Source organism: Nonomuraea sp. H19, assembly GCF_052068215.1.
GTDB lineage: Bacteria > Actinomycetota > Actinomycetes > Streptosporangiales > Streptosporangiaceae > Nonomuraea.
In genome coordinates this window covers 189,610-213,217 of sequence record NZ_JBQHCV010000011.1, presented here as the reverse complement: position 1 = coordinate 213,217, position 23,608 = coordinate 189,610, and the positions used below count along the sequence as shown (strand labels likewise).

Annotated in this window: 26 protein-coding genes and 1 tRNA gene; 17 read left to right on the top strand and 10 right to left on the bottom strand. The window is 66.1% G+C overall.

The features are described 5' to 3' along the window. The first annotated feature begins 51 nt into the window (after positions 1 to 51). From ACTMTI_RS25525 to ACTMTI_RS25515, 3 genes are all read left to right on the top strand, one after another. The gene (locus ACTMTI_RS25525) at positions 52 to 918 is read left to right on the top strand and encodes a site-specific integrase (RefSeq protein ID WP_441123156.1); all 867 of its coding nucleotides are present in this window, start codon (positions 52 to 54) and stop codon (positions 916 to 918) included. An 84-nt stretch (positions 919 to 1,002) separates the two neighbouring features. Beyond that, a complete protein-coding gene (locus ACTMTI_RS25520; RefSeq protein WP_441123028.1) occupies positions 1,003 to 1,161 on the top strand; it encodes a hypothetical protein in 159 nt (52 codons plus the stop codon). 299 nt (positions 1,162 to 1,460) lie between these two features. Next, a complete protein-coding gene (locus ACTMTI_RS25515) occupies positions 1,461 to 1,964 on the top strand; it encodes a hypothetical protein (protein ID WP_441123027.1) in 504 nt (167 codons plus the stop codon). 720 nt (positions 1,965 to 2,684) lie between these two features. Here ACTMTI_RS25515 and ACTMTI_RS25510 read toward each other — a convergent pair. The 4 genes from ACTMTI_RS25510 to ACTMTI_RS25495 form a co-directional block, all read right to left on the bottom strand. After that, positions 2,685 to 3,560: an Imm10 family immunity protein gene (locus ACTMTI_RS25510; protein ID WP_441123026.1), complete on the bottom strand. Its 876-nt coding sequence runs from the start codon at positions 3,558 to 3,560 to the stop codon at positions 2,685 to 2,687. A gap of 179 nt (positions 3,561 to 3,739) precedes the next feature. Then, positions 3,740 to 4,249, bottom strand: coding sequence for a hypothetical protein (locus ACTMTI_RS25505; RefSeq protein WP_441123025.1), 510 nt, complete (start codon positions 4,247 to 4,249; stop codon positions 3,740 to 3,742). Between the two features lie 377 nt (positions 4,250 to 4,626). Further along, entirely contained in the window at positions 4,627 to 5,451 is an 825-nt protein-coding gene (locus ACTMTI_RS25500; RefSeq protein WP_441123024.1) for an inositol monophosphatase family protein, read from the bottom strand. Further along, positions 5,448 to 6,419: a DUF5919 domain-containing protein gene (locus ACTMTI_RS25495; RefSeq protein ID WP_441123023.1), complete on the bottom strand. Its 972-nt coding sequence runs from the start codon at positions 6,417 to 6,419 to the stop codon at positions 5,448 to 5,450. The genes ACTMTI_RS25500 and ACTMTI_RS25495 overlap by 4 nt, the downstream gene beginning before the upstream one ends. Before the next feature lie 689 nt (positions 6,420 to 7,108). On the opposite strand from ACTMTI_RS25495, the gene ACTMTI_RS25490 reads away from it, so the two are divergent. Then, positions 7,109 to 7,840, top strand: coding sequence for a GntR family transcriptional regulator (locus ACTMTI_RS25490; RefSeq protein WP_441123022.1), 732 nt, complete (start codon positions 7,109 to 7,111; stop codon positions 7,838 to 7,840). Positions 7,841 to 7,846: 6 nt separating this feature from the next. Here the strand turns inward: ACTMTI_RS25490 and ACTMTI_RS25485 are convergent, their stop codons facing one another. Next, positions 7,847 to 8,302, bottom strand: a complete 456-nt coding sequence (locus ACTMTI_RS25485; protein ID WP_441123021.1) for a hypothetical protein — start codon at positions 8,300 to 8,302, stop codon at positions 7,847 to 7,849. A gap of 168 nt (positions 8,303 to 8,470) precedes the next feature. Between ACTMTI_RS25485 and ACTMTI_RS25480 the strand changes: the two genes are divergently transcribed. The 7 genes from ACTMTI_RS25480 to ACTMTI_RS25450 all read left to right on the top strand — a co-directional run bounded on the left by ACTMTI_RS25480 (position 8,471) and on the right by ACTMTI_RS25450 (position 14,251). Beyond that, complete coding sequence (locus ACTMTI_RS25480) at positions 8,471 to 8,881, top strand: plasmid replication, integration and excision activator (protein ID WP_441123020.1); 411 nt, start codon at positions 8,471 to 8,473, stop codon at positions 8,879 to 8,881. Further along, the gene (locus ACTMTI_RS25475; RefSeq protein ID WP_441123019.1) at positions 8,881 to 9,156 is read left to right on the top strand and encodes a hypothetical protein; all 276 of its coding nucleotides are present in this window, start codon (positions 8,881 to 8,883) and stop codon (positions 9,154 to 9,156) included. Before ACTMTI_RS25480 ends, ACTMTI_RS25475 begins: the two co-directional genes overlap by 1 nt. Then, complete coding sequence (locus ACTMTI_RS25470) at positions 9,153 to 9,455, top strand: hypothetical protein (protein WP_127939421.1); 303 nt, start codon at positions 9,153 to 9,155, stop codon at positions 9,453 to 9,455. The genes ACTMTI_RS25475 and ACTMTI_RS25470 overlap by 4 nt, the downstream gene beginning before the upstream one ends. Positions 9,456 to 9,544: 89 nt before the next feature. Continuing rightward, positions 9,545 to 10,954, top strand: a complete 1,410-nt coding sequence (locus tag ACTMTI_RS25465) for an FtsK/SpoIIIE domain-containing protein (RefSeq protein WP_441123018.1) — start codon at positions 9,545 to 9,547, stop codon at positions 10,952 to 10,954. Between the two features lie 178 nt (positions 10,955 to 11,132). Then, entirely contained in the window at positions 11,133 to 12,674 is a 1,542-nt protein-coding gene (locus tag ACTMTI_RS25460; protein ID WP_441123155.1) for a replication initiator, read from the top strand. A gap of 12 nt (positions 12,675 to 12,686) precedes the next feature. Further along, positions 12,687 to 12,893 (top strand): helix-turn-helix domain-containing protein, encoded by a 207-nt coding sequence (locus tag ACTMTI_RS25455; protein ID WP_441123017.1) that lies wholly within the window; start codon positions 12,687 to 12,689, stop codon positions 12,891 to 12,893. Next, positions 12,893 to 14,251, top strand: coding sequence for a tyrosine-type recombinase/integrase (locus ACTMTI_RS25450; protein WP_441123016.1), 1,359 nt, complete (start codon positions 12,893 to 12,895; stop codon positions 14,249 to 14,251). Before ACTMTI_RS25455 ends, ACTMTI_RS25450 begins: the two co-directional genes overlap by 1 nt. A gap of 27 nt (positions 14,252 to 14,278) precedes the next feature. On the opposite strand, the gene ACTMTI_RS25445 is transcribed toward ACTMTI_RS25450, so the two are convergent. Together ACTMTI_RS25445 and ACTMTI_RS25440 are read right to left on the bottom strand one after the other, a co-directional pair. Then, entirely contained in the window at positions 14,279 to 14,587 is a 309-nt protein-coding gene (locus ACTMTI_RS25445; RefSeq protein WP_441123015.1) for a DUF6980 family protein, read from the bottom strand. Positions 14,588 to 14,691: 104 nt separating this feature from the next. Then, positions 14,692 to 14,762: transfer RNA gene (locus ACTMTI_RS25440), tRNA-Gly, on the bottom strand. 98 nt (positions 14,763 to 14,860) lie between these two features. Here ACTMTI_RS25440 and dcd point away from each other — a divergent pair. The 3 genes from dcd (at position 14,861) to ACTMTI_RS25425 (ending at position 17,314) form a co-directional block, all read left to right on the top strand. Then, entirely contained in the window at positions 14,861 to 15,436 is a 576-nt protein-coding gene (dcd, locus tag ACTMTI_RS25435) for a dCTP deaminase (RefSeq protein ID WP_441123014.1), read from the top strand. 250 nt (positions 15,437 to 15,686) lie between these two features. After that, entirely contained in the window at positions 15,687 to 16,304 is a 618-nt protein-coding gene (locus ACTMTI_RS25430; protein ID WP_090931583.1) for a DUF47 domain-containing protein, read from the top strand. Between the two features lie 5 nt (positions 16,305 to 16,309). Next, positions 16,310 to 17,314 carry an anion permease gene (locus ACTMTI_RS25425; protein WP_441123013.1) on the top strand — a complete coding sequence of 335 codons (1,005 nt, stop codon included), beginning with the start codon at positions 16,310 to 16,312 and terminating at the stop codon, positions 17,312 to 17,314. Positions 17,315 to 17,318: 4 nt separating this feature from the next. Here the strand turns inward: ACTMTI_RS25425 and mshD are convergent, their stop codons facing one another. After that, a complete protein-coding gene (gene mshD, locus ACTMTI_RS25420) occupies positions 17,319 to 18,224 on the bottom strand; it encodes a mycothiol synthase (protein ID WP_441123012.1) in 906 nt (301 codons plus the stop codon). 108 nt (positions 18,225 to 18,332) lie between these two features. On the opposite strand from mshD, the gene ACTMTI_RS25415 reads away from it, so the two are divergent. Further along, entirely contained in the window at positions 18,333 to 20,117 is a 1,785-nt protein-coding gene (locus ACTMTI_RS25415; RefSeq protein ID WP_441123011.1) for a bifunctional metallophosphatase/5'-nucleotidase, read from the top strand. Positions 20,118 to 20,375: 258 nt separating this feature from the next. On the opposite strand, the gene ACTMTI_RS25410 is transcribed toward ACTMTI_RS25415, so the two are convergent. Together ACTMTI_RS25410 and ACTMTI_RS25405 are read right to left on the bottom strand one after the other, a co-directional pair. After that, positions 20,376 to 20,681 (bottom strand): pyrophosphatase, encoded by a 306-nt coding sequence (locus tag ACTMTI_RS25410; RefSeq protein ID WP_441123010.1) that lies wholly within the window; start codon positions 20,679 to 20,681, stop codon positions 20,376 to 20,378. 10 nt (positions 20,682 to 20,691) lie between these two features. Further along, the gene (locus tag ACTMTI_RS25405; protein ID WP_441123009.1) at positions 20,692 to 22,014 is read right to left on the bottom strand and encodes a sensor histidine kinase; all 1,323 of its coding nucleotides are present in this window, start codon (positions 22,012 to 22,014) and stop codon (positions 20,692 to 20,694) included. 245 nt (positions 22,015 to 22,259) lie between these two features. Here ACTMTI_RS25405 and ACTMTI_RS25400 point away from each other — a divergent pair, with 245 nt between their 5' ends. Together ACTMTI_RS25400 and ACTMTI_RS25395 are read left to right on the top strand one after the other, a co-directional pair. Continuing rightward, the gene (locus ACTMTI_RS25400) at positions 22,260 to 22,430 is read left to right on the top strand and encodes a hypothetical protein (protein WP_441123008.1); all 171 of its coding nucleotides are present in this window, start codon (positions 22,260 to 22,262) and stop codon (positions 22,428 to 22,430) included. A gap of 139 nt (positions 22,431 to 22,569) precedes the next feature. Next, entirely contained in the window at positions 22,570 to 23,553 is a 984-nt protein-coding gene (locus ACTMTI_RS25395; RefSeq protein ID WP_441123007.1) for an NAD-dependent epimerase/dehydratase family protein, read from the top strand. The last annotated feature ends 55 nt before the right edge of the window (positions 23,554 to 23,608 follow it).

The following is a 23,608-nucleotide window of genomic DNA, read 5'->3' as shown; positions in this document are numbered from 1 at the left end:
ACCGTGCAGTGGCGATCGTGAGGGCTGCATTTGTTGGGCGGCGCGGCAACCGTGGTCGGCGCGCACGGTCTGTGCGACGGGACGGCGTACGGCGCCCGGCCCGGTGTCCCGCCACCGTCCGGGACCGGCCCCCAGGCCGCATGCCCGGACGGCGGGCGGGGGGAGGGCCGGGGGTACGGCGGCGCGCCGCGCCGCCGCCTTGGCAAGGTCAGCTTCAAGGAGTACGGCACGGCATGGATCGATGAGCGTGCAGGGCTGCGGCCGAAGACGGTTCAGCTCTACGAGGGTCTTCTCCGCATTCACCTCGTTCCGACTTTCGGCAACTGCGCCATGAGCGAGATCAAGGTGGCGCACATCCGGAAGTGGCGCAAGCAGCTCCTCGACGGCGGCGTTGGACCGGTCACCGTGGCCAAGGCGTACCGGCTCCTGAAGGCCATCTTCAACACGGCGCTAGAGGACGGTCTGATCAAGTCCAACCCCTGCACGATCAAGAAGGCGGGCAAGGAGGATTCACCCGAGCGGCCCGTACTGACCATGAAGCAGGTCTTCACGCTGGCCGATGCCATCGAGCCGCGGTTCCGGATGCTGATCCTGCTCGCCACCTTCGCAAGCCTGCGGTGGGGCGAACTGGCCGCTCTCCAGCGGAAGAATGTGGACCTGAAGGCCGGGACGATCCGCGTCGTCGGGACCACGACCGAACTCAAGGACGGCTCGGTCACCATCGGCCCTCCCAAGTCCGAAGCGGGCAAGCGCATCGTGAGCATTCCGGCGACGCTCCTGTCGGACCTGCGAGTGCATGGAGACGTACGCCGAACAGGGCGGGCACGGACACGTCTTCGTCGGCCCCAAGGGTGCCAGGCTCCGGCGCGCGAATTTCACCCGCGTCTGGACGGCAGAGCTCAAGAAAGCGAAGCTTAGCGGGTTCCACTTTCATGATCTCCGACACACGGAAACACCCTCGCTGCGCAGTCCGGCGCGACTCTCCGGGACCTGATTACCCGCATGGGCCACTCGTCCCCCTGCGCCGCTTTGATCTACCAGCACACCGCGATGGAGCGAGACCGGGCCGTCGCCGGCGCTCTCGGCAAGCTCGCCGAGGAAGCCCTGAAGCCCGACGAGCCCGAGCCCGACGAACAAGATCCAGACGGATCGGGCACGTAACGGGCGCGGAAGATCGAACAGCACCCTGGAAACGATCAAAGCCAGGTCGGAAATCCATCCCTGACCTGGCTTTTCATACTGAGAGCGGGTGACGGGAATCGAACCCGCGCTGTCAGCTTGGGAACTGCATCGATCACGATCCCTGTATCAGGGGATTGCTGGTCGCAGGGGAGTCGGTGAGGTCGTGAGTGACCGTGGTTGACCGCTCGTCACCTTGGTTAATGGCCCGACGATCAGCCGGTGACCCGGAGCTGGGTACCTCGCCGGAGGGAGTTCCTGCGGGATGGATGATGAGTGCTGTGCCTGACCTGCTGTGGGATGACGTGAAGTCCCTCTTTGATCCCGATGCCAATGGAACGTTGCCTGACGTGGTCGTAGAAGGAACGACTGTCGAGGACTGGCAGGTGCTGCTTGATCTCGTTCAGTCGCAGGGTTGGCAGTACGCCTACTCGCTGAGCGGCGAGCCGATGGAGCTTCCTTCGGCTGCAGACTTGGTCGCCGCTGCATCCGCCGACGCCACGCCTGAGCTGAGAGTCTGGCCGGTCCCCGATGTCCTGATGATTTTCCGGGTGTATCAGGCTGAGTCGATTGACTTCGACGTCGACCTCAGAGAACTGCAAGGGCAGGAGCGGTTGGACGTCCTGGTGCATGTCCTCCGCTTGATCGGACAGCGTCTCGGGAAGTCTGTGCTGATGACTCCGGAGGGATCCCCCGATCATCCGGCTCTCGGGTTCGATGTCGAGGCTGATCGGGTGGTGCTAGTGGTTGATCCGATTGATCCGGGCGTGTTCAGCGACGAGTGACGGGAATCGAACCTGTACTGTCCGAACTCTTTCGCGATCATGGCCCCTGAGCCAGGGAACCGCTGACCTGGGCGTATGCCGGTCGAGTGACCGTGAGTCCCCTTGAGTCTCCGTAGATCGCTCTGCGAACGGACACGCAACGAGCACGGCCACCAGTCTGCGTCGCCCTGCATAAATAGCCAGGGAGGCGAGCATGGGCGAGGCGTAGAATGCGAGCATGAGCGCGATGCGTGAAGAGCTGCATGCTCTGGTCGATCGGCTTCCAGAGGACCGCGTCCAGCCAGTTCTCGCACTTGTCCGCGAGAACCTTGAGACGGCTAGTCGCCGTGAGCGAGCGCTGGCCATTATGGAGCGGGTTCAGGAGCGGATGCGCGGTGTGACGGGCGTCGACGAGGAGCTGGCCCGTCTCCGGGAAGGCGCGCGTGTTCGATCGAGAGATTCCGCTGCTGACCACCGACGCGAAACTCCATCGGGTGCTGGATGGCCTCGTCGAGACCGAACTCCTTAACGACTCAAGCCCCGAGTGATCGTCGCTGAGTGGGGGCTGAACACTGTTACAAGAACACTGGAGCGGGTGACGGGAATCGAACCCGCGCTGTCAGCTTGGGAACTGCACCGATCACGGCTCGTGGGGGCGCTGACCTGGGCTTCGGACCAGTCGTGAGTGACCGTGGTTGTCCCCTCGTCACCCTGTCTAATTGCACGCTAATTGCACGGCGATCAGAGATGTAAGGAGTGAGGACGCTGGTCGTGGTGACCAGACAGCAAGATCGCTCGCAGGCTGTCTCGGAGAAGTTCGACGCTGTCGTCATCGACCTGGAGGTCGATCCGGAGAACCGGCTCCACACCTAGCTCGTGCGCGGCCTTCTCGGTGAAGTGAAGCGTCAGGCGCCCGTAAGCGAGATCGCAGTGGGTCACGCCGCCGTAGGTGGTACCGCTCTGGTCCTCCCGCACGATGCAGTACGTGTCCATGCCCAGTCCGATCTCCTGCTCGTCCGGCTCCTCCGCGGACATCATGAAGATCAAGGCCTTCCCGGTGCCGTCCTCGTACTCGGCCAGGCCGAATGCGACCGTCTCCGAGTCGTCGTCCCAGCCGACGGCCCGCACCACCATGTCGCTGAGGGGTGGCCACGTCAGGTCGCTTTCTTCGTCGGCGCCGGCGGTCAAGGGCGGGAAAGACCCGGTTTCGGGCAGGGGCACGCCTTCGGGCCACGCTGCGGTCATCCACGGCGGAGTGAGATCCGGCCTGCGCGGGAACATGGTCAGTTCCTCCATGTAGGCCCAAGCAGGCACCTCGACGTCCTGGGCGAAAGGCCACTCAAGGGCGAAAGTGTGCTCCATGGAGTTGTACGACTTCCCGCGCGGGCTGTAATCGAGCTGGCAGACGAACCATGTCCCCTCGCCTGGCTTGTACGCGGCCACCTTCAACTGGTGGAAAAGGTCGTCGAGACCCTCGATGTGCTGAGTCTGCCGAGTCCCGTCCGCCATCTCATAACTGATCTCGGTTGTGCTGAAGGTGCCGAGCTGGCAACGATGGACATGGACATGTTGCCAGCCATCCGGGGCACCGGCCTTCACGGCCCGCCCGATCTCCATGCAAAGCTCATGCACGCGGTGGGACGTCATGCTCACCGTGCCTTTCATCGAGCGAACAAGGACAGGAGCCTATTGGGTGTCCTTCGGGGTGGCTACGTCCGGTCAGGGGGTGCACTCCAAGCGCACACCTCGCCCTGGCCTGCTCGGCTTGTCCCGGGTCGATGGGCGGGTGTGGGTGTCTAATCCGGGATCCACCAGCAGTAGAGCAGTTCATTGCTCTCCTTGGCTCGCCTCGCAAGGGCGACAAGCTCCTGGACCAGGTCCAACAGGTCGTCAACCTCGCGGAAGGGGCAGAGGGGCTCCATCGTCCAACGCCGGGCCACTTCGAGCAGGCGGGAGTCATCGACCTGGGCGAGCGCATCACGTGCGGTCACCGGTAATTCATCGATTTGTGGTCCGTCGAGGTAAGGCGAGTCCTCCGGAAGGGCCAGCCATTCTCCTTCGGTCTGCGGTGCCCCTTCGGGCGGAGGGTACAGGGTGACCGTCTCGACGAAATCATCTGAGAAGGGAACGTTTTTGATGGCGGCCACGAGGCTGCCCAGAGAGCCGCTGGGGTCGACCCAGGTGATTTCCACAACATCGAACACCGGAACGCCGCGAAGGGGTTTGCTGCGGTCCCGTACAGTGGTCGGCCGCACGGTGGCTGTGGCGCGATCGGGAGCGCGGTAATAGTCACACATGGCGCTCATGCGGGCACTCCTGTCGATGAGGGGGATGATCGTGTTCCCGGCCGATGGCAGATTACGGGCCTGGGAACGCGGTCGGAAGTACGGGCAGGCGACTGCACATCCGGTGAGCCGGTGCTGAGGAACGAAGCACCGGATCGTCGATCGCCCCCAGCCACCATCGGAGGCCGGCCCACACGTGGCGATCGTAGGGCTGCATTCGTGCGGCGGCGTGACGCTGGGGTCGGCGAGCTTGCTCGGTGCGGCGGGCGCCACGGTCGGTGCGGCGGCCCGTGCTGCCGCCGCCCGGGACCGGCCCCCAGGCCGCACGCCCGGGCGGCGGGCAAGCAACGGGCCGCTGTACGGCGGCGCGTCGCGCCGCCGCTTGATACCTACAAGAGCTATTCGGCAGTGCGCTCGCTGTGTCTCGCCGCTTTGCGGGCCTCTGCGATGAGTTCGATGAGGTCGGCTACGAGCTTGGGGCTTGCGGCGATGGTCGCGTGGGCGGTCATGCTGTGCGGGCTGCCGTCGATGTCGACCACGGTGGCTCCGGCTTCGCGGGCGATGACGACGCCGGCGGCGGTGTCCCATGGGTTGTTGCTGAGCATGATGTTGGCGTCGAGCTTGCCTTCCGCGACCCAAGCCAGGTCGATTGCGGCTGAGCCGAACATCCGTATGCGTTGAACACGGGCGGCGAGCTCGCGCGTTAGGGCGAAGCGGGGTCGGTTCCGCTCTTGGGCGTTCTCGCCCACTGCATAGTCGCCGAGGGCGACGATGGCGGACTCCAAGTCTCGGGCGTCGCTTGCCCGGATGGCGGAGCCGTTGGCTTGGGCGCCTGTTCCTTCTGCGGCGGTGTAGCGGATGCCGAGGATTGGCAGCTCGATGACTCCGAGGGTGGGCATGTCCTTGTCGACCAGGCCGAGGGAGACGCCGCAGAGGGGGATGCCGTGTAGGAAGTTGGCTGTCCCGTCTACCGGGTCGAGTGCCCACATCAGGCCGTCACCGGCGTGGCTGATGCCTTCCTCTTCGCCGAGGAATCCGATCTCGGGTGTTTCCCGGGACAGGAATTCGCGTACGGCGTGTTCTACGGCGTAGTCGACCTCGGTCGCCATATCGCGGTCGCCCTTGGCGGTGACGACGCCGGGAGCCTTCGATCTGATGATCTCGCTGGCTATCGAAGCTGCGTGTTCGGCGATGGGGAGAAGAGTTCGGGCGTCGATAGTCATACGGGTTTGCTCCGCTCCCACATCTCGGTGAACACCTGGTCGAACACGGGAAACAGGCCTTCGGCGGCGGTGTTGTCTCTGATCACGAACGTTGGGGAGTCGACTCCGCGGGCTTGTGGCAGGTAGGGCTGCATCACGCAGAGTGCCCGGTCCACGATGAGGAGGTTGAACCGGATCGTCTCGTCGTAGAGGTGCAGTTCGAGGCGTTGAGCGGATGCGGTGTCGAGCCGGGCACGGAGCCTGGTCAACATGGTGATGTTGAGCGCCGTGAGTGTCGTCAGCGTGCTGTCGGTGTAACCCTCTTCTCCTTCGCGGGCGCGGATCGCTTGGCCCTTCGGGTCGAGGAAGAGACAGCGGATCCGAGTGCCTGAGTCCAGCAGGCGCCTGAGCTGGTGATCGGGGTAGCCCTGGCAAAGCACGTTGAGCGACAAGCCCGCCGCGTTGATCTCCTTCGCGCTGTCGAACAGAGTCGATGCGGGATAGGCGGATGAGAAGGCGGCTCGGCTGCTGAAGACGGCGGTTACGTCGGCCATCTGCGGCAGGGCGCAGGCTTGGGTCTCGGGGCCGGCACTTCTGGCGGTTTCCGGCTCTGTCCTCGGCGTGCGCACTTCGACAGCGTTCGTGGAGAACAGCTCGTGGGCCGACCTGCCCGGGAACATCGCCTCCAAGACGCGACAGTGGCCGGAGTACGGCAGGCCCTTGAGCTCGCCGGACAGCCAGCGATGGAGCTGAGCACGGCTCGGCCAACCGCCCTGCAACGACGGGTCCACCTTTTTGGCCGCCTTGTCGTACTCCTTACAGAACGTGCTGTAGGTCTGCCAGTAGCGTTGCGTCAGTAGGACCTTCAACAGGATCGGCTGGTCAGTCATGATCCGCGCCTCGGGCTGGGGTGCCATATAGGCCCAGGTTAGCGACAGCGACGAGCGCGGACGAGACAAAGAGGAGACGAAAAGAGACGAGCCGATCACAGACGGTACTCGCGGGCGATCGAGACGTGACAGGTCCCCGGGCAATCCTCGTTGCATGACTGCGCGATGCGACTCCTGCTCGGGGCGGGGCTGGAAGTACGTGAGCCTTCGCCGGATCGTGGTGGCGACCGAGAAGTCCGGCGACGCTGACTCCGGCGAGCGACACAAGGACGCTTGCTGGCGGTGCGACGGGACCGGCACGGTTGGAGCGCAGTCGTGATCGTGCGTACCAACTGCCTGAGCCCTCACGTGGCCCCTGCCAGGCCAGATCACATGCGCCTCGTCTGGCGAGAGCCCTACAGGGGCGAAGAGCGCTACCGCGCGTTCGCCTGGACATGCGAGTGCGAGAACACCGTGTACGAACTGCGCCACGCAGCCGGTCTTGCCTACATTCGGCGGACACGGCTCGTCAACGGCGTGACTGAGGTCCACGAGACGTATCGGTGGCGATTGGGACAGGCGCACAGCGTCTGGAACGCACTCCTGGAGGGGCAGGCCCGATAAGCGAGGCGCGGCGGCCTGATCAACACCGGGTACTCATGCCGTCGTGTCTTGGGCGGTGGGGGCTCCTGTAGCGCAGTCAGGTAGCCCCCACCAGTCCGTCTGTCCCGCTTCCTCTTCCCGGGGGGAAGACAGACAGCTCGACTCGAACTAGGCTTTACGACAAGTCGAGTTGTTGGATGGTCGTCATGTCGTCTGAAGAGTTCGCCCCACCGAAGTATGCCCAGATCGTTCAGGCGATCAGGCAGAAGATCGCAGACGGGACCTATCCTCCAGGCTCCCTGCTGCCTTCGGAGACGCAACTTGTCCGCGAGTTCAGGGTAAGCCGTCCAACCGTCGTAAGAGCGCTCCAAGTGCTCCAACTCCGTGGAGTCATCGAGCGCGAGCATGGCAGGGGATCCTTCGTGAAGGCGGCCCCGCCTGTCTCCGCCGAACAGAGCGGCCGGCCTGGACGGGCCGTGCTGGATCGAGTGGAGGCCGACGAAAACTGCTCGGTCGTTGACGCAGGGCCCCTGACGGCGACTGCTCCAGTCGGGAAGCTCCTCGACGTGCCAGAAGGATCTCCTGTGGTACGACGCCGCGTCCTGTTCCGCGACGATCAACGGCCAACTGATCTGGTCACGGTCTGGTGTCCGGCTCATCAGGCCGACGACACGCAACTCGGCGAGGTGGAGCCGCTCACGGCCGGCATCAGGCAGCATCTCCAGACAAGGAAGGGCCTCAAGCTCCAGCATGTCGTCGAGCGACTGAGTGCCCGTCATCCTTCGGCCGAAGAGGCCAAGTTCCTTGGGATACGCAAGACCACTCCCGTCCTGGGAGTGCTGGCGAGCGTGTTCAACGGGGGCGGACGGCCCGTGATGGTCGTTGATCTAGTGATGCCGGGCGATCTTCACGAACTTGAGGATTCCTACTCGCTGTAGGGACGATCAGGTGTCGTAGTGACCGTCCCAGGGCGCATAGAAGCCGATGTTATTGGGATAGAGCTCCGCGCACTCGTAACCTTCGTGATTTTCCAGAATCAATCCGAAGACCACGCCATCGAACTCCAACCGAAACGGACGGATGGCGATGTCGCCGAACTCAAGGTCGGGCAGTTCGGCGAGCCATTCGCTCAGTCGCTGGTCCGCGGCGTCTACCGACTCCCTGTGCCTGTCGTCGGCTCCGGTGCATTCGATGCGCGAGTCTAGGTAGTGTCCGTCAGCGCTAAAGCGGTGAAGCACGGCATACCACCGCTTATGGGACAACCAGTCCTCTGTTCTTGAGTAGCCTTCCCGAAAGGCAGCCACGACCCCGCCGAGGAACTGACCGTCGCGCCACAGGCCGATGCGGTCGGTGTGATAGTCGGGCTCATATGAAATCGGGATGACATCGGGGTACGTCACGCCCCGAACCGTAGCCACCTTGTACGACAATCTCCCGTTTGCCTGGTCATTGAGCTGACACCCTTCAATTAATTCGCTAACTCGTGTTGTCGAGTGCTCGAAACTGGGGTAGCTTCATAGCAACTCGACAAGACGAGTTAGCGACAATACGACTTAGGAGCAAGCCTCATGGCACTGCAAGGTCCCGTCCCCGTCACGTTCGACATGGTCTTCCCTCACGGCTGCTACATCGTCGGCGAGGTCGAGCCCGTCAAGGACTTCGACGCCTCGACCAACGGGCGCTTCGTCCAGTCCCGCGACAAGCAGAGCGGAGAGCTCGTCTGGCAGGTCAGCGTCATGGACGCCGACCCGTCGCTCAAGGCCGCTCAGAAGACCGTCTCCGTCAAGATCCTCAACCCGGTGCAGCCCGTGCCTCCGGCTCCCATGGCGGGGCTGCCGTTCACGCCGGTCGAGTTCGACCACATGACCGTCACGCCGTACGTCAACCAGGCCGGGAGGCTGGCGTACTCCATCAAGGTTCGCGAGATGCGGGCTCCTCGCCCTGCTGGCAAGACGGCCGCCGCTAAGGACGGGGCGTGATGGGGCGGCCCAAGGCTCGTCCGGCCAGCACGATCAACCTCAAGGTCGGTCAGGGCGCTGACGTTCGCAACCATCCGTATCCGCAGCGCTCGCCGGTCTTGGGGCTGGTCTTCGGCGGCACTCAGGTGCTCGTCACCACGTCGGCGAACGATCACATCACGCTCGACGACGTTGAGTTCGCTCGGAGCCTGGCACGCGAGGCCGCCATGTTCGCCGGTGCGGTGGAGCGCATGTTCCACGGGCTCCCGAACGGGCTGGGGGTGGCGGGTCGATGACGCTCAGCCCGTACACCTACGTCACGGTCTCCATACGCCCCGATCAGCCGTCCCGGATCAGCGTCGCGTTCAACTCGGCGCAGTTGCGGGCGCGCGCCTGGCTGGGGGACAGCGGCAAGCCCTGCTTCGACCTGGAGACCTCGGACGCCTCGGTCACCGTCTCCACCGTTGGGCCGGTGACCGACGACGACCTCACCGTGGCTCGCGAGATCTTCAACGCCGCCGCTCGCTACCTGGCCGACTGCGAGCGGCTGCACTCCGAGCAGTCGGCCAAGGCCACCGCTGGCGAGGCGGCCTGATGTTCAGCGGGGCCGCAGGAAGCGGCAACTTCCGGCGGCCCCTCGATCTTCCTCACACACGCGACATGTTTCGGAAGGACTTCACCCTAATGTTCAAGAGGATGCCCGGCGATGAGCCGCACCGCATCGTCTCCACCACCCCTGACACGGCGGTGGTCTTCAAACCGGCCGTGGTCCAGACCCCGGCCATCATCACCCTCACCATCTTCGTTGCCCGGTTCGTCGCCGGACTCGGGCGTCTCGTCTGGCGGCATCCCGTGGCGATGGCCGTCACCGCCGTTCCCGGTGCACTTTGCTGGGCGTACGGCTGGCGCGTCGCTTTGCTGGTCGTCATGCCTGCACTGCTCGGCCTGGGCGTCTGGGCGTTCCTCGACAGGCCGCGGTTCGTGCGATGCGTCGGCTGGCGGCTGGTCGCCTTCGTTCGCTGGTACTGGATCTACCGGCGACGCTGGCGGCCAGTCATGACCGTCTCCGGCCTGGCTCGGTGCATACGTGGACGGGAGTACATTCCGCGGCTGGTCAAGGTCACGTGCGACTCGTGGTCCGATCAGGTCGCCGTCCGCATGCTCGACGGTCAGGCGGTCAAGGACTGGGCCGACAGGATCGAGAACCTTTCCCATGGCTTCGGCTCGGAGACGTGCCGGGTCTCGGTGGCCAAGTCCGGCCGGCTCGTGCTGACCTTTCCACGCCGTGATCCACTGGCCACACCCATACCGGCACTTCCTGTCCCAGACATACCGACTGTGGGGCCGATCGAGATCGGCAAGCAGGAGGACGGCTCACCCTGGCGGCTCCGGCTACATGGGACTCACGTTCTGGTCGCCGGTGCCACAGGGGCGGGCAAGGGCTCGATCATCTGGTCAGCGATCCGCGGGCTCTTGCCGGCCATGCGGGCGGGCCTGGTGGAGGTTTGGGCGCTCGATCCGAAGCTGATGGAGCTGTCGTACGGCAGGCCGCTCTTCAACGGCCGGTACGCGGCTGATCCTGCTGACTGCGCTGCCCTGTTGGACGAGGCCGTGAGCGTCATGCAGAAGCGGGCGGCTCGCTTCGCTGGCGTTCAGCGTTCTCACACGCCGACGCTCGATGATCCCTTCGTCCTGGTAGTGGTCGACGAGGTGGCGTTCCTGACCGCGTACCAGTCCGACAAGCAGCTCAGGCAGCGCATCTCCGCTGCCCTAGCGACGCTGACCACTCAGGGACGAGCGGTCGGCGTGGGCGTCCTGGCGGCCCTGCAGGACCCTCGCAAGGAGGTCATGAACATCCGTAACCTCTTCCCAGACAAGATCGCTCTGCGGCTCGACGAGTCGGAGCAAGTGGACATGGTGCTCGGTGACGGGGCGAGGGATCGCGGCGCGCTGGCCGACCGCATCTCTCCTCGTCCGGAGCGAGGCGCGGGCGTCGGATACGTGCGGCTGGAGACCAGTCCCGATCCGATTCGCGTCCGTGCCGCGTACGTCTCCGACGACGACATCCGCGCGATGGTCGGTGAGGTCCGATGACGCTGGCTCACTTCCTCGACGGCCTGCGCTGCTCTCTCTGTGGCGCTCTCAATGTCCTCTGGCTCGACTCACTGCGTGGCCTGGTCGAGTGCTCCGAGTGCGGACAAACCGCGCTCACGTTCCCCGAGATCGGAGAGGAGGTCCGTTGACCGACCGCAAGACTCCGCGCGCTGTCCGCATGGCTCAACCGCTCGCTCGCGACGTGGCCGAGGAGATTGCCAAGCTTCACGGCGTCTGCATACGGCCTGTGGCGCTCAAGCGGATCGACATGACCACCGGCAAGTCAGAGGTCGTCGATGTCCCGTGCGGCTCACCGCTGGAGAGCAAGTGTCCTCCGTGTGCCAACCGCAACCGGCAACTCCGTATGGCGCAGTGCCGGGAGGGCTGGCACCTCGATGAGGAGCCGATCATCACGCCCGACGAGCCGACCGACGGACAGCGCTGGCTCGTGGAGTTCCGGGCCGATATGCAGGCCAAGCGCGACGAGGAGGAAAAGGCCGGCGGCGACACCTCCGACTTGGACGCCGTGCTCACCGGGCTCGACATCGAGATCAACGAGGCCGGGATGCGCGGCAACGTGCTCGGTCGTACAGGGTCCAAGCGGGTCCGTTCGACCAAGCGCCGCCAGGACGCGCCCGACCTGCCCAAGCGGAAGATGGCCAGCACGACGCTGGGGCGGACCTTCGAGGCGGCGGATGGCAGGACCTACCGGCCTTCGCTGTTCGTCACGCTCACCCTGCCGAGCTACGGCAAGGTCATGAATGGCGCTCCCGTCGATCCAGACACGTACGACTATGTTCGAGCAGCCCGTGACGCGCTGCACTTCTCCAAGCTCGTGGACCGGTTCGTGCAGAACCTTCGCCGGGTGGCGGGCTATGACGTGCAGTACTTCGCCACCGTGGAGCCTCAGAAGCGGCTCGCGCCGCACCTGCACATGGCTATCCGGGGCACCCTGCCGCGCGCCGAGATGAAGCAGATAGCGGCGGCCACCTATCACCAAGTCTGGTGGCCCCAGGCTGACGAAGCTCGTTTCGAGGGCGAGCACCTGCCCGTCTGGAACGACGGCATCGCCTACTTGGACCCCGACACGGGAGAGGTCCTGCCCACCTGGGACGAAGCCCTCGACCAACTCGGCGACGAGCCAATGCACGTGATCCGCTTCGGCGACCAGGTGGACGTCAAGGGCGTGCTCGCCGGGTCGCCGGACGCTGACCAGTGCATCCGGTACCTGTCCAAGTACCTCACGAAGAGCCTCGGCGAGACCTTGGACGGTCAGGCGCAGCGGGAGCACGCGGCTCGCTTCGTCGATGCCCTGCGTTACGAGCCGTGCTCGCCGACCTGTCCGAACTGGCTGCGTTACGGCGTGCAGCCCAAGAACGCCAAGGCCGGGATGTCTCCTGGCCGCTGTCGGTCCAAGGCCCACAAGCCGGACCACCTCGGCTACGCCGGTCGTCGTGTCCTCGTCTCCCGCAAGTGGAGCAACAAGACACTCGCCGAGCACAAACAGGACCGCCGTACCTGGGTTCTGGAAGCGCTCGGCCAGGCCGACGAGCCCACAGACCCGCATCGCTACGTCTGGCAGCCAGTCAGACCAGGCGATCCCGATCTCGCACCGATCGGTGTCCGGCTCCTGCGATCCATCGCCGAACGCCGGCGATGGCGTGCCCACCTGAGACAGCTCGAAGAACAAAGTCTTTCGGCAAATCCGCAGGCAGCCTGAGAGGAGGAGATCTTGGACCAACTGTTCACCGTCCCGGAAGCGGCCGAGTTGCTGCACACCTCGGTTCGCTTCGTCCGCCGACTGATCGCCGAACGCCGCATCGAGTTCGTCAAGGTCGGGCGGCACGTCCGCATCCGTGAGTCAGCTCTGATCGCCTTCGTCGTCGCGGGCACCGTCACGCCCCTGACGACCTTCGACGCAACCGGGAGGGCCGCCTGATGGCGAACAAGGACAACCACCGCCGTTTCGGCAATATCCGCAAGCTGCCCTCGGGCCGGTTCCAGATTCGCTACCCGGGGCCGGACGGGCGCATCAGGACCGGTGAGGAGACCTACGAGCGCAAGGGCGACGCCGATCGAGCGCTCACACTGATCGAGGGGCGGATCCTCGCCGGGACGTGGACCGACCCTGAGCGGGCCAAGATCAAGCTCGCAGAGTATTCGGCAATCTGGATCGATCAGCGTCCCGGTCTTCGCCCCAGGACGGTCGATCTGTACCGCTGGCTGCTCAAGAAGCACATCACGCCGTATCTCGGCAACGTCCCCCTCGGGAAGCTCTCGACGGCGATGATTCGGCAGTGGCGGGCGGATCTGCTCGGCAAGGGCGTCTCGGTGAGCATGGCGGCCAAGGCGTACCGGCTGCTGCGTGCGGTGCTGATGACCGCTGCCGAGGACGATCGGATCATCTCGCGCAACCCGTGCCGCATCCGCGGGGCCGGCGACGAGCATGCCGAAGAGCGACCGGTTCTCTCCGTGGGTCAGGTCTTTGAGCTGGCGGACAAGGTTGGACGTCGCCCGGTGGGGAGCATCCGGGGTCTCAAGAGGGGTGAGGGATACCGGGTGCGCTTCCAGAGGCACGGCGAGATGCGTACCTATCCGGAGGTCTTCCCGACGCGGGCTGAAGCCGAGCGACCCCTATGGCGGATGATCGACACCGGACAGGCCGACTGCACACACGATCGCCGTTACCGGGCCTTCGTCCTGCTGGCCACCTTCGCGAGCCTGCGGTGGGGCGAGATCACCGCGCTCACAAGAGCCGATCTCGACATCGACGCGGGAACGGTCCGCGTGCGCCTGGCCTATTTGGAACGCTCCACAGGTGAGCTTGTCCTTGGTCCGCCCAAGTCCAAGGCGGGCAAGCGGATCGTCGGCATCCCGCAAGCGATCATCCCGGCTCTCAAGGAGCACCTGCGGCTGTATGTGAAGCCCGACGAGGGAGCACTGATCTTCACCGGGATCAAGGGCGGCCCGATGCGTCGCAGCGGGTTCAACAAGCTGGCCGGATGGATGGAGGCCGTGAGGGCCATCGGTGTTCCGGGGTTGCACTTCCATGATCTCCGTCACACGGGCAACATGATCGCGGCCGACTCCGGCGCAGGGCTCAAGGACCTCATGGCGCGCATGGGACACGACAACGTCAGAGCCGCGATGATCTATCAGCACGCTGTCCGGGGAGCCGACAAGCTGATCACGGAAGCGATCGACAAGCACCTCATCGGGCACCAGAAGAGAGAAGACAACGACCAGAGCGCCACGGATGACGACGACGGCCCGGCCGCCCTGATGGCGGTGAGGTGAATGAGACCCGCTTCGCGCCTTACGAGATCAGGACTGCAGCCAGCGTCCATCTTGATATTCGACCGGTATCTCGTCATCTCCCGGCTCGATCCCCAGTGCTTCGAGCGCATCGAACCGCCGGTCCCGCTGAGATTCGGGGAGGCGTGTCCCACACCAGGGACAGAACGAGATGATGATGGAGGAGCTGCCGCCATCGTGGATGAGCAAGCCGTACTCGACGAACTGCTCATTGAACCTGATGAGCATGTCGGGACAGTCGGACGGGTCCGGATGCTGATCGCACTTCCAAGTCACCTGGCGAACCATCGACTCGCAGCAGTGCTCGACCAAGGACACCTCTCCACCTAATGGCACGCTAATGGCACGCGGAGATCAATAACCTTAGACATGTCAAAGCCCAGGTACCGAATCCACCGGTCTACCTGGGCTTTCGCTATGAGAGCGGGTGACGGGAATCGAACCCGCGCTGTCAGCTTGGGAAGCTGATGTTCTGCCATTGAACTACACCCGCGTACGACCCGAAGTCGCGCCCCTACTGTACCGGAAACTTGGCCCACAACAGCAATCCCGGCACCCCACTGTTTCCAGCCGGACGGTAAGTTGCTCTGCGTGCTGCTATCTGACCGCGACATCCTCGCCGAGATCGACGCCGGCCGGCTCGCGCTCGACCCTTTCGACAGCGACATGATCCAGCCCTCCAGCATCGACGTACGGCTTGACCGGTTCTTTCGGGTGTTCGAGAACCACCGCTACCCCCACATCGACCCGTCGGTGGAGCAGGTGGATCTTACGCGGTTGGTGGAGCCGAGCGGCGAAGAGCCGTTCATCTTGCACCCGGGCGAGTTCGTGCTGGCCTCCACGTACGAGGTGATCACGCTGCCCGACGATCTGGCCTCCCGGCTGGAGGGCAAGAGCTCGCTCGGGCGGCTCGGGTTGTTGACGCACTCGACGGCCGGGTTCATCGATCCTGGGTTCAGCGGGCATGTGACGCTGGAGTTGTCCAATGTGGCGACGTTGCCGATCAAACTCTGGCCGGGGATGAAGATCGGGCAGTTGTGCGTGTTCAGGCTCAGTTCGCCGGCCGAGCACCCCTACGGCTCGGACAAGTACGGGTCGCGCTACCAAGGGCAGCGTGGGCCCACGCCGTCCAGGTCGTTCCAGAACTTTCACCGTACGAAGATCTGAGCAAGATGAACAGTAGATGAACAGCAGGGAACATCGGTACTGCTGGAACTGCGACGGCCGGGTGTGCGCGCTGGCGTCGAGGGCAGGTTGAGCTGGAACAAGAGCCAGAAAAGAGCCGTAATTCCCCCAAAGTCCGGTGTTGCACAACAAACGGCGGGTAGCCAGTAGGCGAAGGGAACATGAAGTTCGCATTTCGCCTGGTAGGCCGTACCCTCTTCCACGGACCATCCCCGCACATCTGGAGAACGACGTGCGCCTGCGTCTCACGCCACGTGAGGACAGCTACTACGACCTGTTCGCCGACTCGGCGAACAACCTGGTCACGGCATCACGCTTGCTGGTAGAGATCATCAGCGAGGGCTCCGACAGGGAGGCCCTGGCCGAGAAGATGCGCGCTTGCGAGCACGCCGGTGACGAACGCACCCACGCGATCATGAACCGGCTCAATGAGAGCTTCATCACTCCGTTCGACCGCGAGGACATCTACCGCCTCGCGTCGAACCTCGACGACGTGATGGACGCCATGGAGGCAGCCTCCGACCTCATCGTCCTCTACCAGATCGACCATCTGCCCAAGGACGTCGTCCGCCAGGTCGAGGTGCTCGAGCGGGCGGCCGAGCTGACCGCGGAGGCCATGCCGCGGCTGCGGTCGATGAAGAACCTCAACGAATACTGGATCGAGGTCAACCGCCTGGAGAACCAAGGCGACCAGGTCTACAGGAGGCTGCTGGCCAAGCTGTTCAGCGGCGAATACGACGCCCTCACGGTCATGAAGATGAAGGAGGTCGTCGACGCCCTTGAGGAGGCGGCCGACGCCTTCGAGCACGTGGCCAACACGGTCGAGTCGATCGCGGTCAAGGAAAGCTAGGACCAGTGGACCTCACGCTCGCCCTCGTCATCGGCGTGGTCGTCATCGCCTTGGCCTTCGACTACACCAACGGGTTCCACGACGCGGCGAACGCCATCGCGACCTCTGTCTCGACCCGGGCCCTCACCCCCAGGGCCGCGTTGTTCATGGCCGCGGCGATGAACTTCATCGGCGCCCACCTGGGCACCCAGGTCGCCCAGACGGTCGGCAAAGGCATCATCGACGCTCCGGACGGCTCACATGGCCTGGTCATCGTGGCCTCGGCGCTCATCGGCGCGATCGTCTGGAACCTGATCACCTGGTATTTCGGCCTGCCCTCCTCTTCCAGTCACGCGCTCATCGGCGGTCTGGTGGGCGCGGCGCTGGCCTCGGCCAGCGTGGTGCACTGGGATGGCGTCTTCGAGAAGGTCGTCATCCCGATGATCCTGTCACCGCTGATGGGGTTCAGCCTCGCAGCCGGGATCATGATCGCAATTTATTGGATCTTCCGCAACAGCCAGCCGGGCAAGACCAACCGCGGCTTCCGCTACTCGCAGACCATCTCGGCCGCCGCCATGGCGCTCGGGCACGGACTGCAGGACGCGCAGAAGACCATGGGTGTGATCTTCCTGGCCCTCACCGTCGGCGGCTTCGCCTCCCCGAGCGATCCCATCCCGCAGTGGGTCATCCTGTCCGCCGCGGGTGCGATCTCCCTGGGCACGTACGCCGGCGGCTGGCGCATCATGCGTACGCTGGGCCGGCGCATCATCGCCCTCGACCCGCCGCAGGGCTTCGCCGCGGAGTCGGCGGCGGCGACCGTGCTGTACGCGGCCGCCATCGGGTTCGGGGCGCCCATCTCCACCACGCACACGATCACTTCGGCGATCATGGGTGTCGGCGCGACCAAGCGGCTCAGCGCCGTGCGGTGGGGCGTGGCCGGCAACATCGTGACCGCCTGGATCCTGACCATCCCGGCCGCCGCCCTGGTGGCCGCCGTCTCCTACTTCATCCTGCACGCGATCATCGAATAGCCCCCTATGCGACCGCGTACATCACGTCCACGTCCCAGCGGGCGAAGCCCAGGGACTCGTACAACCTGATCGCCGCCGTGTTGGCCTCGTCCACGTACAGCATCGCCTGGGCGAGGCCGCGCGAGCGCAAATGGCTCAGACCGGCCAGGGTGAGCGCCTTGCCCAGGCCGGTGCCCTGCTGACCGGGGTCGATGCCGACGACGTACACCTCGCCGAGCGGCTCGTGGCCGTGCTCGGACGAGCCGTGGATCTTCGTCCAGTGGAAGCCCGCGAGCTTTCCGTCCCGGTCCGCCAGGAAGAACCCCTCCGGGTCGAACCAGGGCTCCTGCTCGCGCCGCAGCAGGTCGTCCATCGTCCACGCGCCCTGCTCGGGGTGGTGGGCGAAGGCCGCGGCGTTGACCTTCAGCCACGCCTCCTCGTCCTGACCGGGCACGAACGTCCGCAGCCGCGTCCCATCGGGGAGGGCGAACGGGTCGAGCGGGGCGGACAGGGAGCGGCGCATCTGCCAGAGCGAACGTACGCGCTCGAAGCCGAACGCCGCCGCCAGCGCTCCGGCGCCCGCATGATCACCGTGCGCCCACAGCCGCGACCTGCCATCGGTCAGCTCGAGTACGGCTCTCAGCAGCCGCGTGCCGTGGCCCTGGCGGCGATGGGCCGGATGGATGACCAGCTCCACGCTCGGACCTTCGACCTCGTCCGTGGGGTCGACGTGGGCGTACCCCGCCAGGGCGTCGCCGCTATGGAGCAGGAGCGAGCGGGCCTGCGGGTCGCCGCCGTAGTTGAGGTGGAGCATGACATGCTCGTTGAGCGGGCGGACGCCGTCGGCCTCCGTCGCCGCCTCCACCAGGCCGAGCACCTCGGCGATCTCACCATCATCGAGCCGTTCCCTGATCTTCACGTGCGCGCTCACAGAACGAACTCTAAGCGGATGGCTGGCAAATACCGCCATGCGCGGGCCCGGCAAATCGTTACCTTTGCGCCATTGGCCGCATAGATTCCACCCGTAACGTCTTAGGCCATGACGTCTCGTTCCTTCCTCCGGCTGGCGCTGGCCGGAGCCGTCGCCTCGGGTGCGGTCGCGCTCGCTACTCTCCCGGCGAACGCGAGCAAAGCACCCCGGACGGTGCCCGTACGGCTGCTCGCACTCAACGACTTCCACGGCAACCTCGAGCCCCCGAGCGGTTCCTCCGGCCGCATGGTGGACGAGCACGGCCACACGGTGGAAGCCGGCGGCGCGGTGTACATCGCCACGCACATGAAGGCCCTGGCCGACCAGAACACCATCGCCGTGGCCCAGGGCGACCTCATCGGGGCGACACCGCTGATCTCGGCGGCGTACCACGACGAGCCGTCCGTCGAGTTCATGGGCAAGCTGGGGCTCAAGGTGGCCGCGGTGGGCAACCACGAGTTCGACGAGGGGTACGACGAGCTGCAGCGGATCATGAAGGGCGGCTGCCACCCGGTCGACGGCTGCTCGCCGGCCGGCGAGTGGAAGGGCGCGCAGTTCGACTACGTGGGCGCGAACGTCCTTTTCAAGAACCCGAACGAGAAGACCGACGCGCTCGCCGCCTTCGGCGCCCAGCAGCCGCAGGTCAAGCAGTTGCTGTCGGACTGGGGCGTGCCCGCGCTGCCGCCGGTCAGCGTCAAGTGGATGAACGGCGTGCCCATCGGGTTCATCGGGCTCGTCACCCAGACCACGCCGAGCATCGTCACGAGCGAGGGCATCAAGGACCTCAAGTTCGTGGACGAGGTCAAGGCCGCGAACGTCGCCTCCAAGATCCTCAAACTGGTGGGCGTCAAGGCGCAGGTCGTGCTCGTGCACGAGGGCGACCAGGTGACCGCCGGCCAGTCGCCCGACGCGTGCAGCGCCGTCCCGGGGGCGGGCAACCGCATCGCCACGCAGGTGGACCCCGAGATCGACGTGGTGCTCAGCGGCCATTCGCACCAGGCGTACCTGTGCAAGGTCAAGGACCCTGCGGGCAATGACCGTCTCTACTCGCAGGGCGGCTCGTTCGGCCGGGTCATCACGCAGGTGGACCTGAACGTGAACACCCGGACCCTGGACATCGACCGCGCATCGGTCGTGGCGGACAACCACGTCGTGACGCGTACGGTCGACCCGGATCCCGACATCGACGACTTCGTCGATGTCTGGAAGGACCGTGTCGCCTCCGTCGCCAACAAGACGGTCGGCACCATCACCGCCGAGATCACGAATACGGCCGTCCCCTCCGGCGAGTCCCCTCTCGGCAACCTCATCGCCGACGCCCAGCTCGCCGCCACGAAGACCGGCGGCAACGCCCAGATCGCGCTGATGAACCCGGGCGGCGTACGGGCTCCGCTGACGTACCCGAACTCCCCGGCCAACGAGGGCGACGGCGTGGTCACGTACGGCGAGGCGTTCACCGTGCAGCCGTTCAACAACCTCATGCAGGTCGTCACGCTGACCGGCGCACAGCTGAAGACGCTGCTGGAGCAGCAGTTCACCGGCGGGCCGAACAACCAGGCGTTCACCAAGATCCTGCAGCCGTCCGCGAACTTCACCTACACCTACAGCAAGAGCGCCCCCTGGGGTTCCAAGGTGTCGGACATGAAGATCGACGGGGTGCCTGTGACGGACACGCAGGCCGTCCGGATCGCGGCGAACAACTTCCTGGTGGGCGGCGGTGACGCGTTCCTCGCCTTCCGCGACGGAACGGATCTGTGGAGTGGGCCGCTGGACATCGACGCCTTCGTCGACCACCTCGGCAAGAACAACCCCGTCGCCCCGCCCGCCACCGGCCGCATCACCGTGGTCGACTAGCTTCGCTTCCGGGTCCGTCCCTGCCACGGGACGGACCCATCGCGGGGTCGCGTCTCGGTGGCGGCCAGCACGTGATCCTTGGAGGGCATCGTTCAAGAGCAAAGGAGCACGTGGTGGCCGTAGGGACCAGTGTGACTCCTGCGCTGTGGCCGGCGCAGGAGATCCAAAGCGATGACTCCAACTTTCTGTGATCGCCTCTCCTGGATCGCATGATCAACGATGTGCCGGGAGTTCCATACGATCCCCATAGACGCGCCGCTACGCCTGCCGGCTGAGCCACTTGCGCTGGATCTCGGCCTCCAGATCCACGCCGTGATGGCGGGCCAGGAGGACCACGTGGCACAGTACGTCGGCCAGCTCCGCACGGAAGCCGGCCTCGAGCTCGTCCGACGTCAGCCCTTTGGTCCTGGCGCGCCCCGTGCGCATCAGGAACGCCTGGGTCAGCTCGCCGATCTCCTCCTGCAACTTCAGCAGGAACCAGATGTCGTCCCGTTCGATCCCGAGAGCGTCCGCGTACCGGGTGGAGACGGATTCGATCTCGTCCGAGAGCTGCCGCAGGTCCATCCGGCGAAGTCTACGGCCGGGGAGTTCCGCTCTCCCCCTCGTACAGCGGGAGCTCGACGACGAAGCGGGCGCCGGGTGAGTAGTCGGCGATCGCGAGGGTGCCGTTGTGGGCCGCGGCGATCTCGCGGGAGAGGGGCAGGCCGAGGCCGCTGCCGCCCTTGTCCTTGGCGCGGGCCTCCTCCAGGCGGGTGAAGCGCTCGAAGACCCGCTCTCTGTCCTGCGGCGGGATGCCACTGCCGTCGTCCGTCACCGTCACCACCACCCGGTCGCCCTCCACCACGACCGAGAACTCGACCCTGGTGGCGGCGTGCCTGGTGGCGTTGTCCAGGAGGTTGGTCAGGAGGCGGTCGAGCTGCACGGGCGAGCCGTGGACCGGGGCCGGCTCGCAGGGGTCGAGGAGGATGGGGACCCGGGCGCCCTCGCGGCGGCGTACTTGTTCTTCCGCCATGTGGCAGATGTCCACCACGCGGCGCTGCGTGACCGCGCCGGCGTCCAGCCTGGCCAGCATCAGCAGCTCGTCGATGATGCCGGCGAGGCGGTCGGCGGCGGCCAGGGCGCGGGCGCCCGTGGCCGGCCAGTCCGTCTCGTCCGGGTATGCGTTGGCCACCTCCAGTTGGGCGCGCATCGCCGAGATGGGGCTGCGGAGCTCGTGCGAGGCGTCGGCGACGAAGCGTCGCTGGGTCTCGGCCGAGCGTTCGAGGCGGTCGAGGGTGTCGTTCGTGGTGGCGGCCAGGCCGGAGATCTCGTCGCCGGTGTCGGGTACGGGTACGCGCCTGCTGAGATCCCGGCCGGTGATCTCGGCCAGTTCCGCGCGGATGCGCTCGACGGGGCGCAGGGCGAACCCGACCACCGCCCAGGTCGTGGTCCCGACGATCAACAGCACCAGCGGGGTGCCGAGGAACACCAGGAGGTAGAGCCAGGCGAGCGCCCGGTTGACCTCGGCGAGCGAGGCCGCGCCGTACACCGTGACGGGGCCGTCGGACGTGTACACCATCAGGGCCATGACGAGGTACTCCTCGTCGTTCCGGATGCGCGGCAGCCTGCGCTCGGTGACCTGGATCTTCTCCGGCATGCTGACGCGGAAGGTCGTCATGGGCGGCGCTCCGCGCAGTGCGGGAGAGGCGGCGAGCACCTTGCCGTCCGCGGAGACCACCTGCAGGAGGTGGACGTGTACCGGCGTCTCCAGTTCGGGAGGCAGATGTCCCGCGTGGGCCTGGATGGCGACCCTGCGGACGGCCAGCTCTACCCTGGCTTGTACGAGGCCGCGCATATTGCCCGGCACGGTGATGAGCGTGATGGTGGACGTGGCGGTGAAGACCAGGGCCGCGATCAAGATCGCGAGCATGGTCAGGCGCGCTCGGATCGAGCGCGGAACAAACCGATTCACCATCCGACTCCCGTGTCACTGACTGTGACACGTACCCATGGAGAGCCACCGCAACAGCATGGCCGTTGATCTGGACCTATACGTGATCGCGATTCGGTAAGCAGGCTTCCAAGAGGGGCGGTTCGCCACGCTCCGTACATCTTTTTCGTCCCAGGATCGGGTGCGAGACAGGCCGTAGAGGGGGTGTCTAGGTGGTGTGGTGGCGGGTCGAGGTGATCGCCGACGTCTGGCCTCGCGGTGTGCGCGGGCTCACCGTGCGGGTCCCGGGCGAGCCCGAAGGCTCACAGGCGCCGGGGGGTGCCGTGGCGCCTCCTCCCGAGTACGACGACGATGTGGCCGATCCGGGCGGGTGCGAGTTCTGACCGCGCCCCGCGTGGCCAGCCGCTCGACCAGGATCGGCCGCAGTTCCTCGCGGCGCGCGGGTACGGCTTTCGCCCATGGCGATTCCGCTGCGGGCGTGCACGGCTTCCGGCTTGCGGGCGGGTCGGCCAGAGTAGGCGCATGAGGGTTCTGGTGCTGGGTGGGACAGAGTTCGTGGGCCGGGCGGTCGTCGAGGAGGCGCTGGGCCTCGGGTGGGACGTGACGGTGTTCAACCGGGGCAGCCACGTGCCGCCCGCCGGGGTGACGGCGTTACGCGGTGACCGGTCGGCGCCGGGCGGGCTGGCGGCGCTCGAGCGCGGCGAGTGGGACGTGGTGGTCGACACCTGGTCGTGGGCGCCGGCCGCGGTCACGGAGTCCGCGTCGCTGCTGGCCGGGCGGGCGGGTCACTACGTCTACGTCTCCAGCAGGTCCGTCTACGCCGACCCGGTGCCCTTCGGCGCGGACGAGAGCGCGCCGCTCGTCGAGTCGTCCGCCGACGAGCGCGACGCTTCCGACTACGCCAGGAACAAGGCGGGAGCCGAGCTGGGGGTGGTCGCCGCGTTCGGAGATCGGGCGCTGCTGGCGCGGGCCGGGACGATCCTCGGACCCTACGAGAACATCGGGCGGCTGCCGTGGTGGCTGAGCCGGATCGCGCGCGGCGGCCCGGTGCTCGCGCCCGGGCCAGGCGACCTCGGGTTGCAGTACGTCGACGCACGCGACCTGGCCTTGTGGTGCCTGCGGGCGGCCGAGCGCGGGCTCGGCGGGGCCTACAACGTGGTGAGCCCTCCGGGGTTCGTGACGATGCGGGAGCTGCTGGAGACCTGCGTCACGGTGACCGGGGCCGCGGCCGAGCTGCGCTGGGTCGAAGCGGAGACGCTGCTCGCGGCGGGCGTCGCGCCGTGGACGGAGCTGCCGATCTGGCTGGTGGGCGCGGACCACGCCTTCATGCACGGAGGTGACGTGACCAAGGCCGTGGCGGCGGGGCTGCGGCTGCGTCCCTTGGCGGAGACGGTCGCCGACACGTGGGCGTGGCTGCGGAGCATCGGCGGTGTGGCTCCGATGCGCCAGGATCGGCCGCGGGTCGGGCTCGATCCGGCGGTGGAGGCCACATTGCTGGAGGCCTGAGCGGGCGTTCTTGTCCGGCCTCGCGGAAGGGTGGGCGGGATCATCTTCGCAATGG

Bases quoted from the DNA above. Each gene is read 5' to 3' on its own strand.
- ACTMTI_RS25520 (WP_441123028.1), top strand. From the start codon at position 1,003: ATGGGCCACTCGTCCCCCTGCGCCGCTTTGATCTACCAGCACACCGCG.
- ACTMTI_RS25510 (WP_441123026.1), bottom strand. From the start codon at position 3,560: ATGGAGATCGGGCGGGCCGTGAAGGCCGGTGCCCCGGATGGCTGGCAA.
- ACTMTI_RS25505 (WP_441123025.1), bottom strand. From the start codon at position 4,249: ATGAGCGCCATGTGTGACTATTACCGCGCTCCCGATCGCGCCACAGCC.
- ACTMTI_RS25500 (WP_441123024.1), bottom strand. From the start codon at position 5,451: ATGACTATCGACGCCCGAACTCTTCTCCCCATCGCCGAACACGCAGCT.
- ACTMTI_RS25490 (WP_441123022.1), top strand. From the start codon at position 7,109: ATGTCGTCTGAAGAGTTCGCCCCACCGAAGTATGCCCAGATCGTTCAG.
- ACTMTI_RS25480 (WP_441123020.1), top strand. From the start codon at position 8,471: ATGGCACTGCAAGGTCCCGTCCCCGTCACGTTCGACATGGTCTTCCCT.
- ACTMTI_RS25475 (WP_441123019.1), top strand. From the start codon at position 8,881: ATGGGGCGGCCCAAGGCTCGTCCGGCCAGCACGATCAACCTCAAGGTC.
- ACTMTI_RS25470 (WP_127939421.1), top strand. From the start codon at position 9,153: ATGACGCTCAGCCCGTACACCTACGTCACGGTCTCCATACGCCCCGAT.
- ACTMTI_RS25465 (WP_441123018.1), top strand. From the start codon at position 9,545: ATGTTCAAGAGGATGCCCGGCGATGAGCCGCACCGCATCGTCTCCACC.
- ACTMTI_RS25460 (WP_441123155.1), top strand. From the start codon at position 11,133: ATGGCTCAACCGCTCGCTCGCGACGTGGCCGAGGAGATTGCCAAGCTT.
- ACTMTI_RS25450 (WP_441123016.1), top strand. From the start codon at position 12,893: ATGGCGAACAAGGACAACCACCGCCGTTTCGGCAATATCCGCAAGCTG.
- ACTMTI_RS25415 (WP_441123011.1), top strand. From the start codon at position 18,333: ATGACGTCTCGTTCCTTCCTCCGGCTGGCGCTGGCCGGAGCCGTCGCC.
- ACTMTI_RS25410 (WP_441123010.1), bottom strand. From the start codon at position 20,681: ATGGACCTGCGGCAGCTCTCGGACGAGATCGAATCCGTCTCCACCCGG.
- ACTMTI_RS25395 (WP_441123007.1), top strand. From the start codon at position 22,570: ATGAGGGTTCTGGTGCTGGGTGGGACAGAGTTCGTGGGCCGGGCGGTC.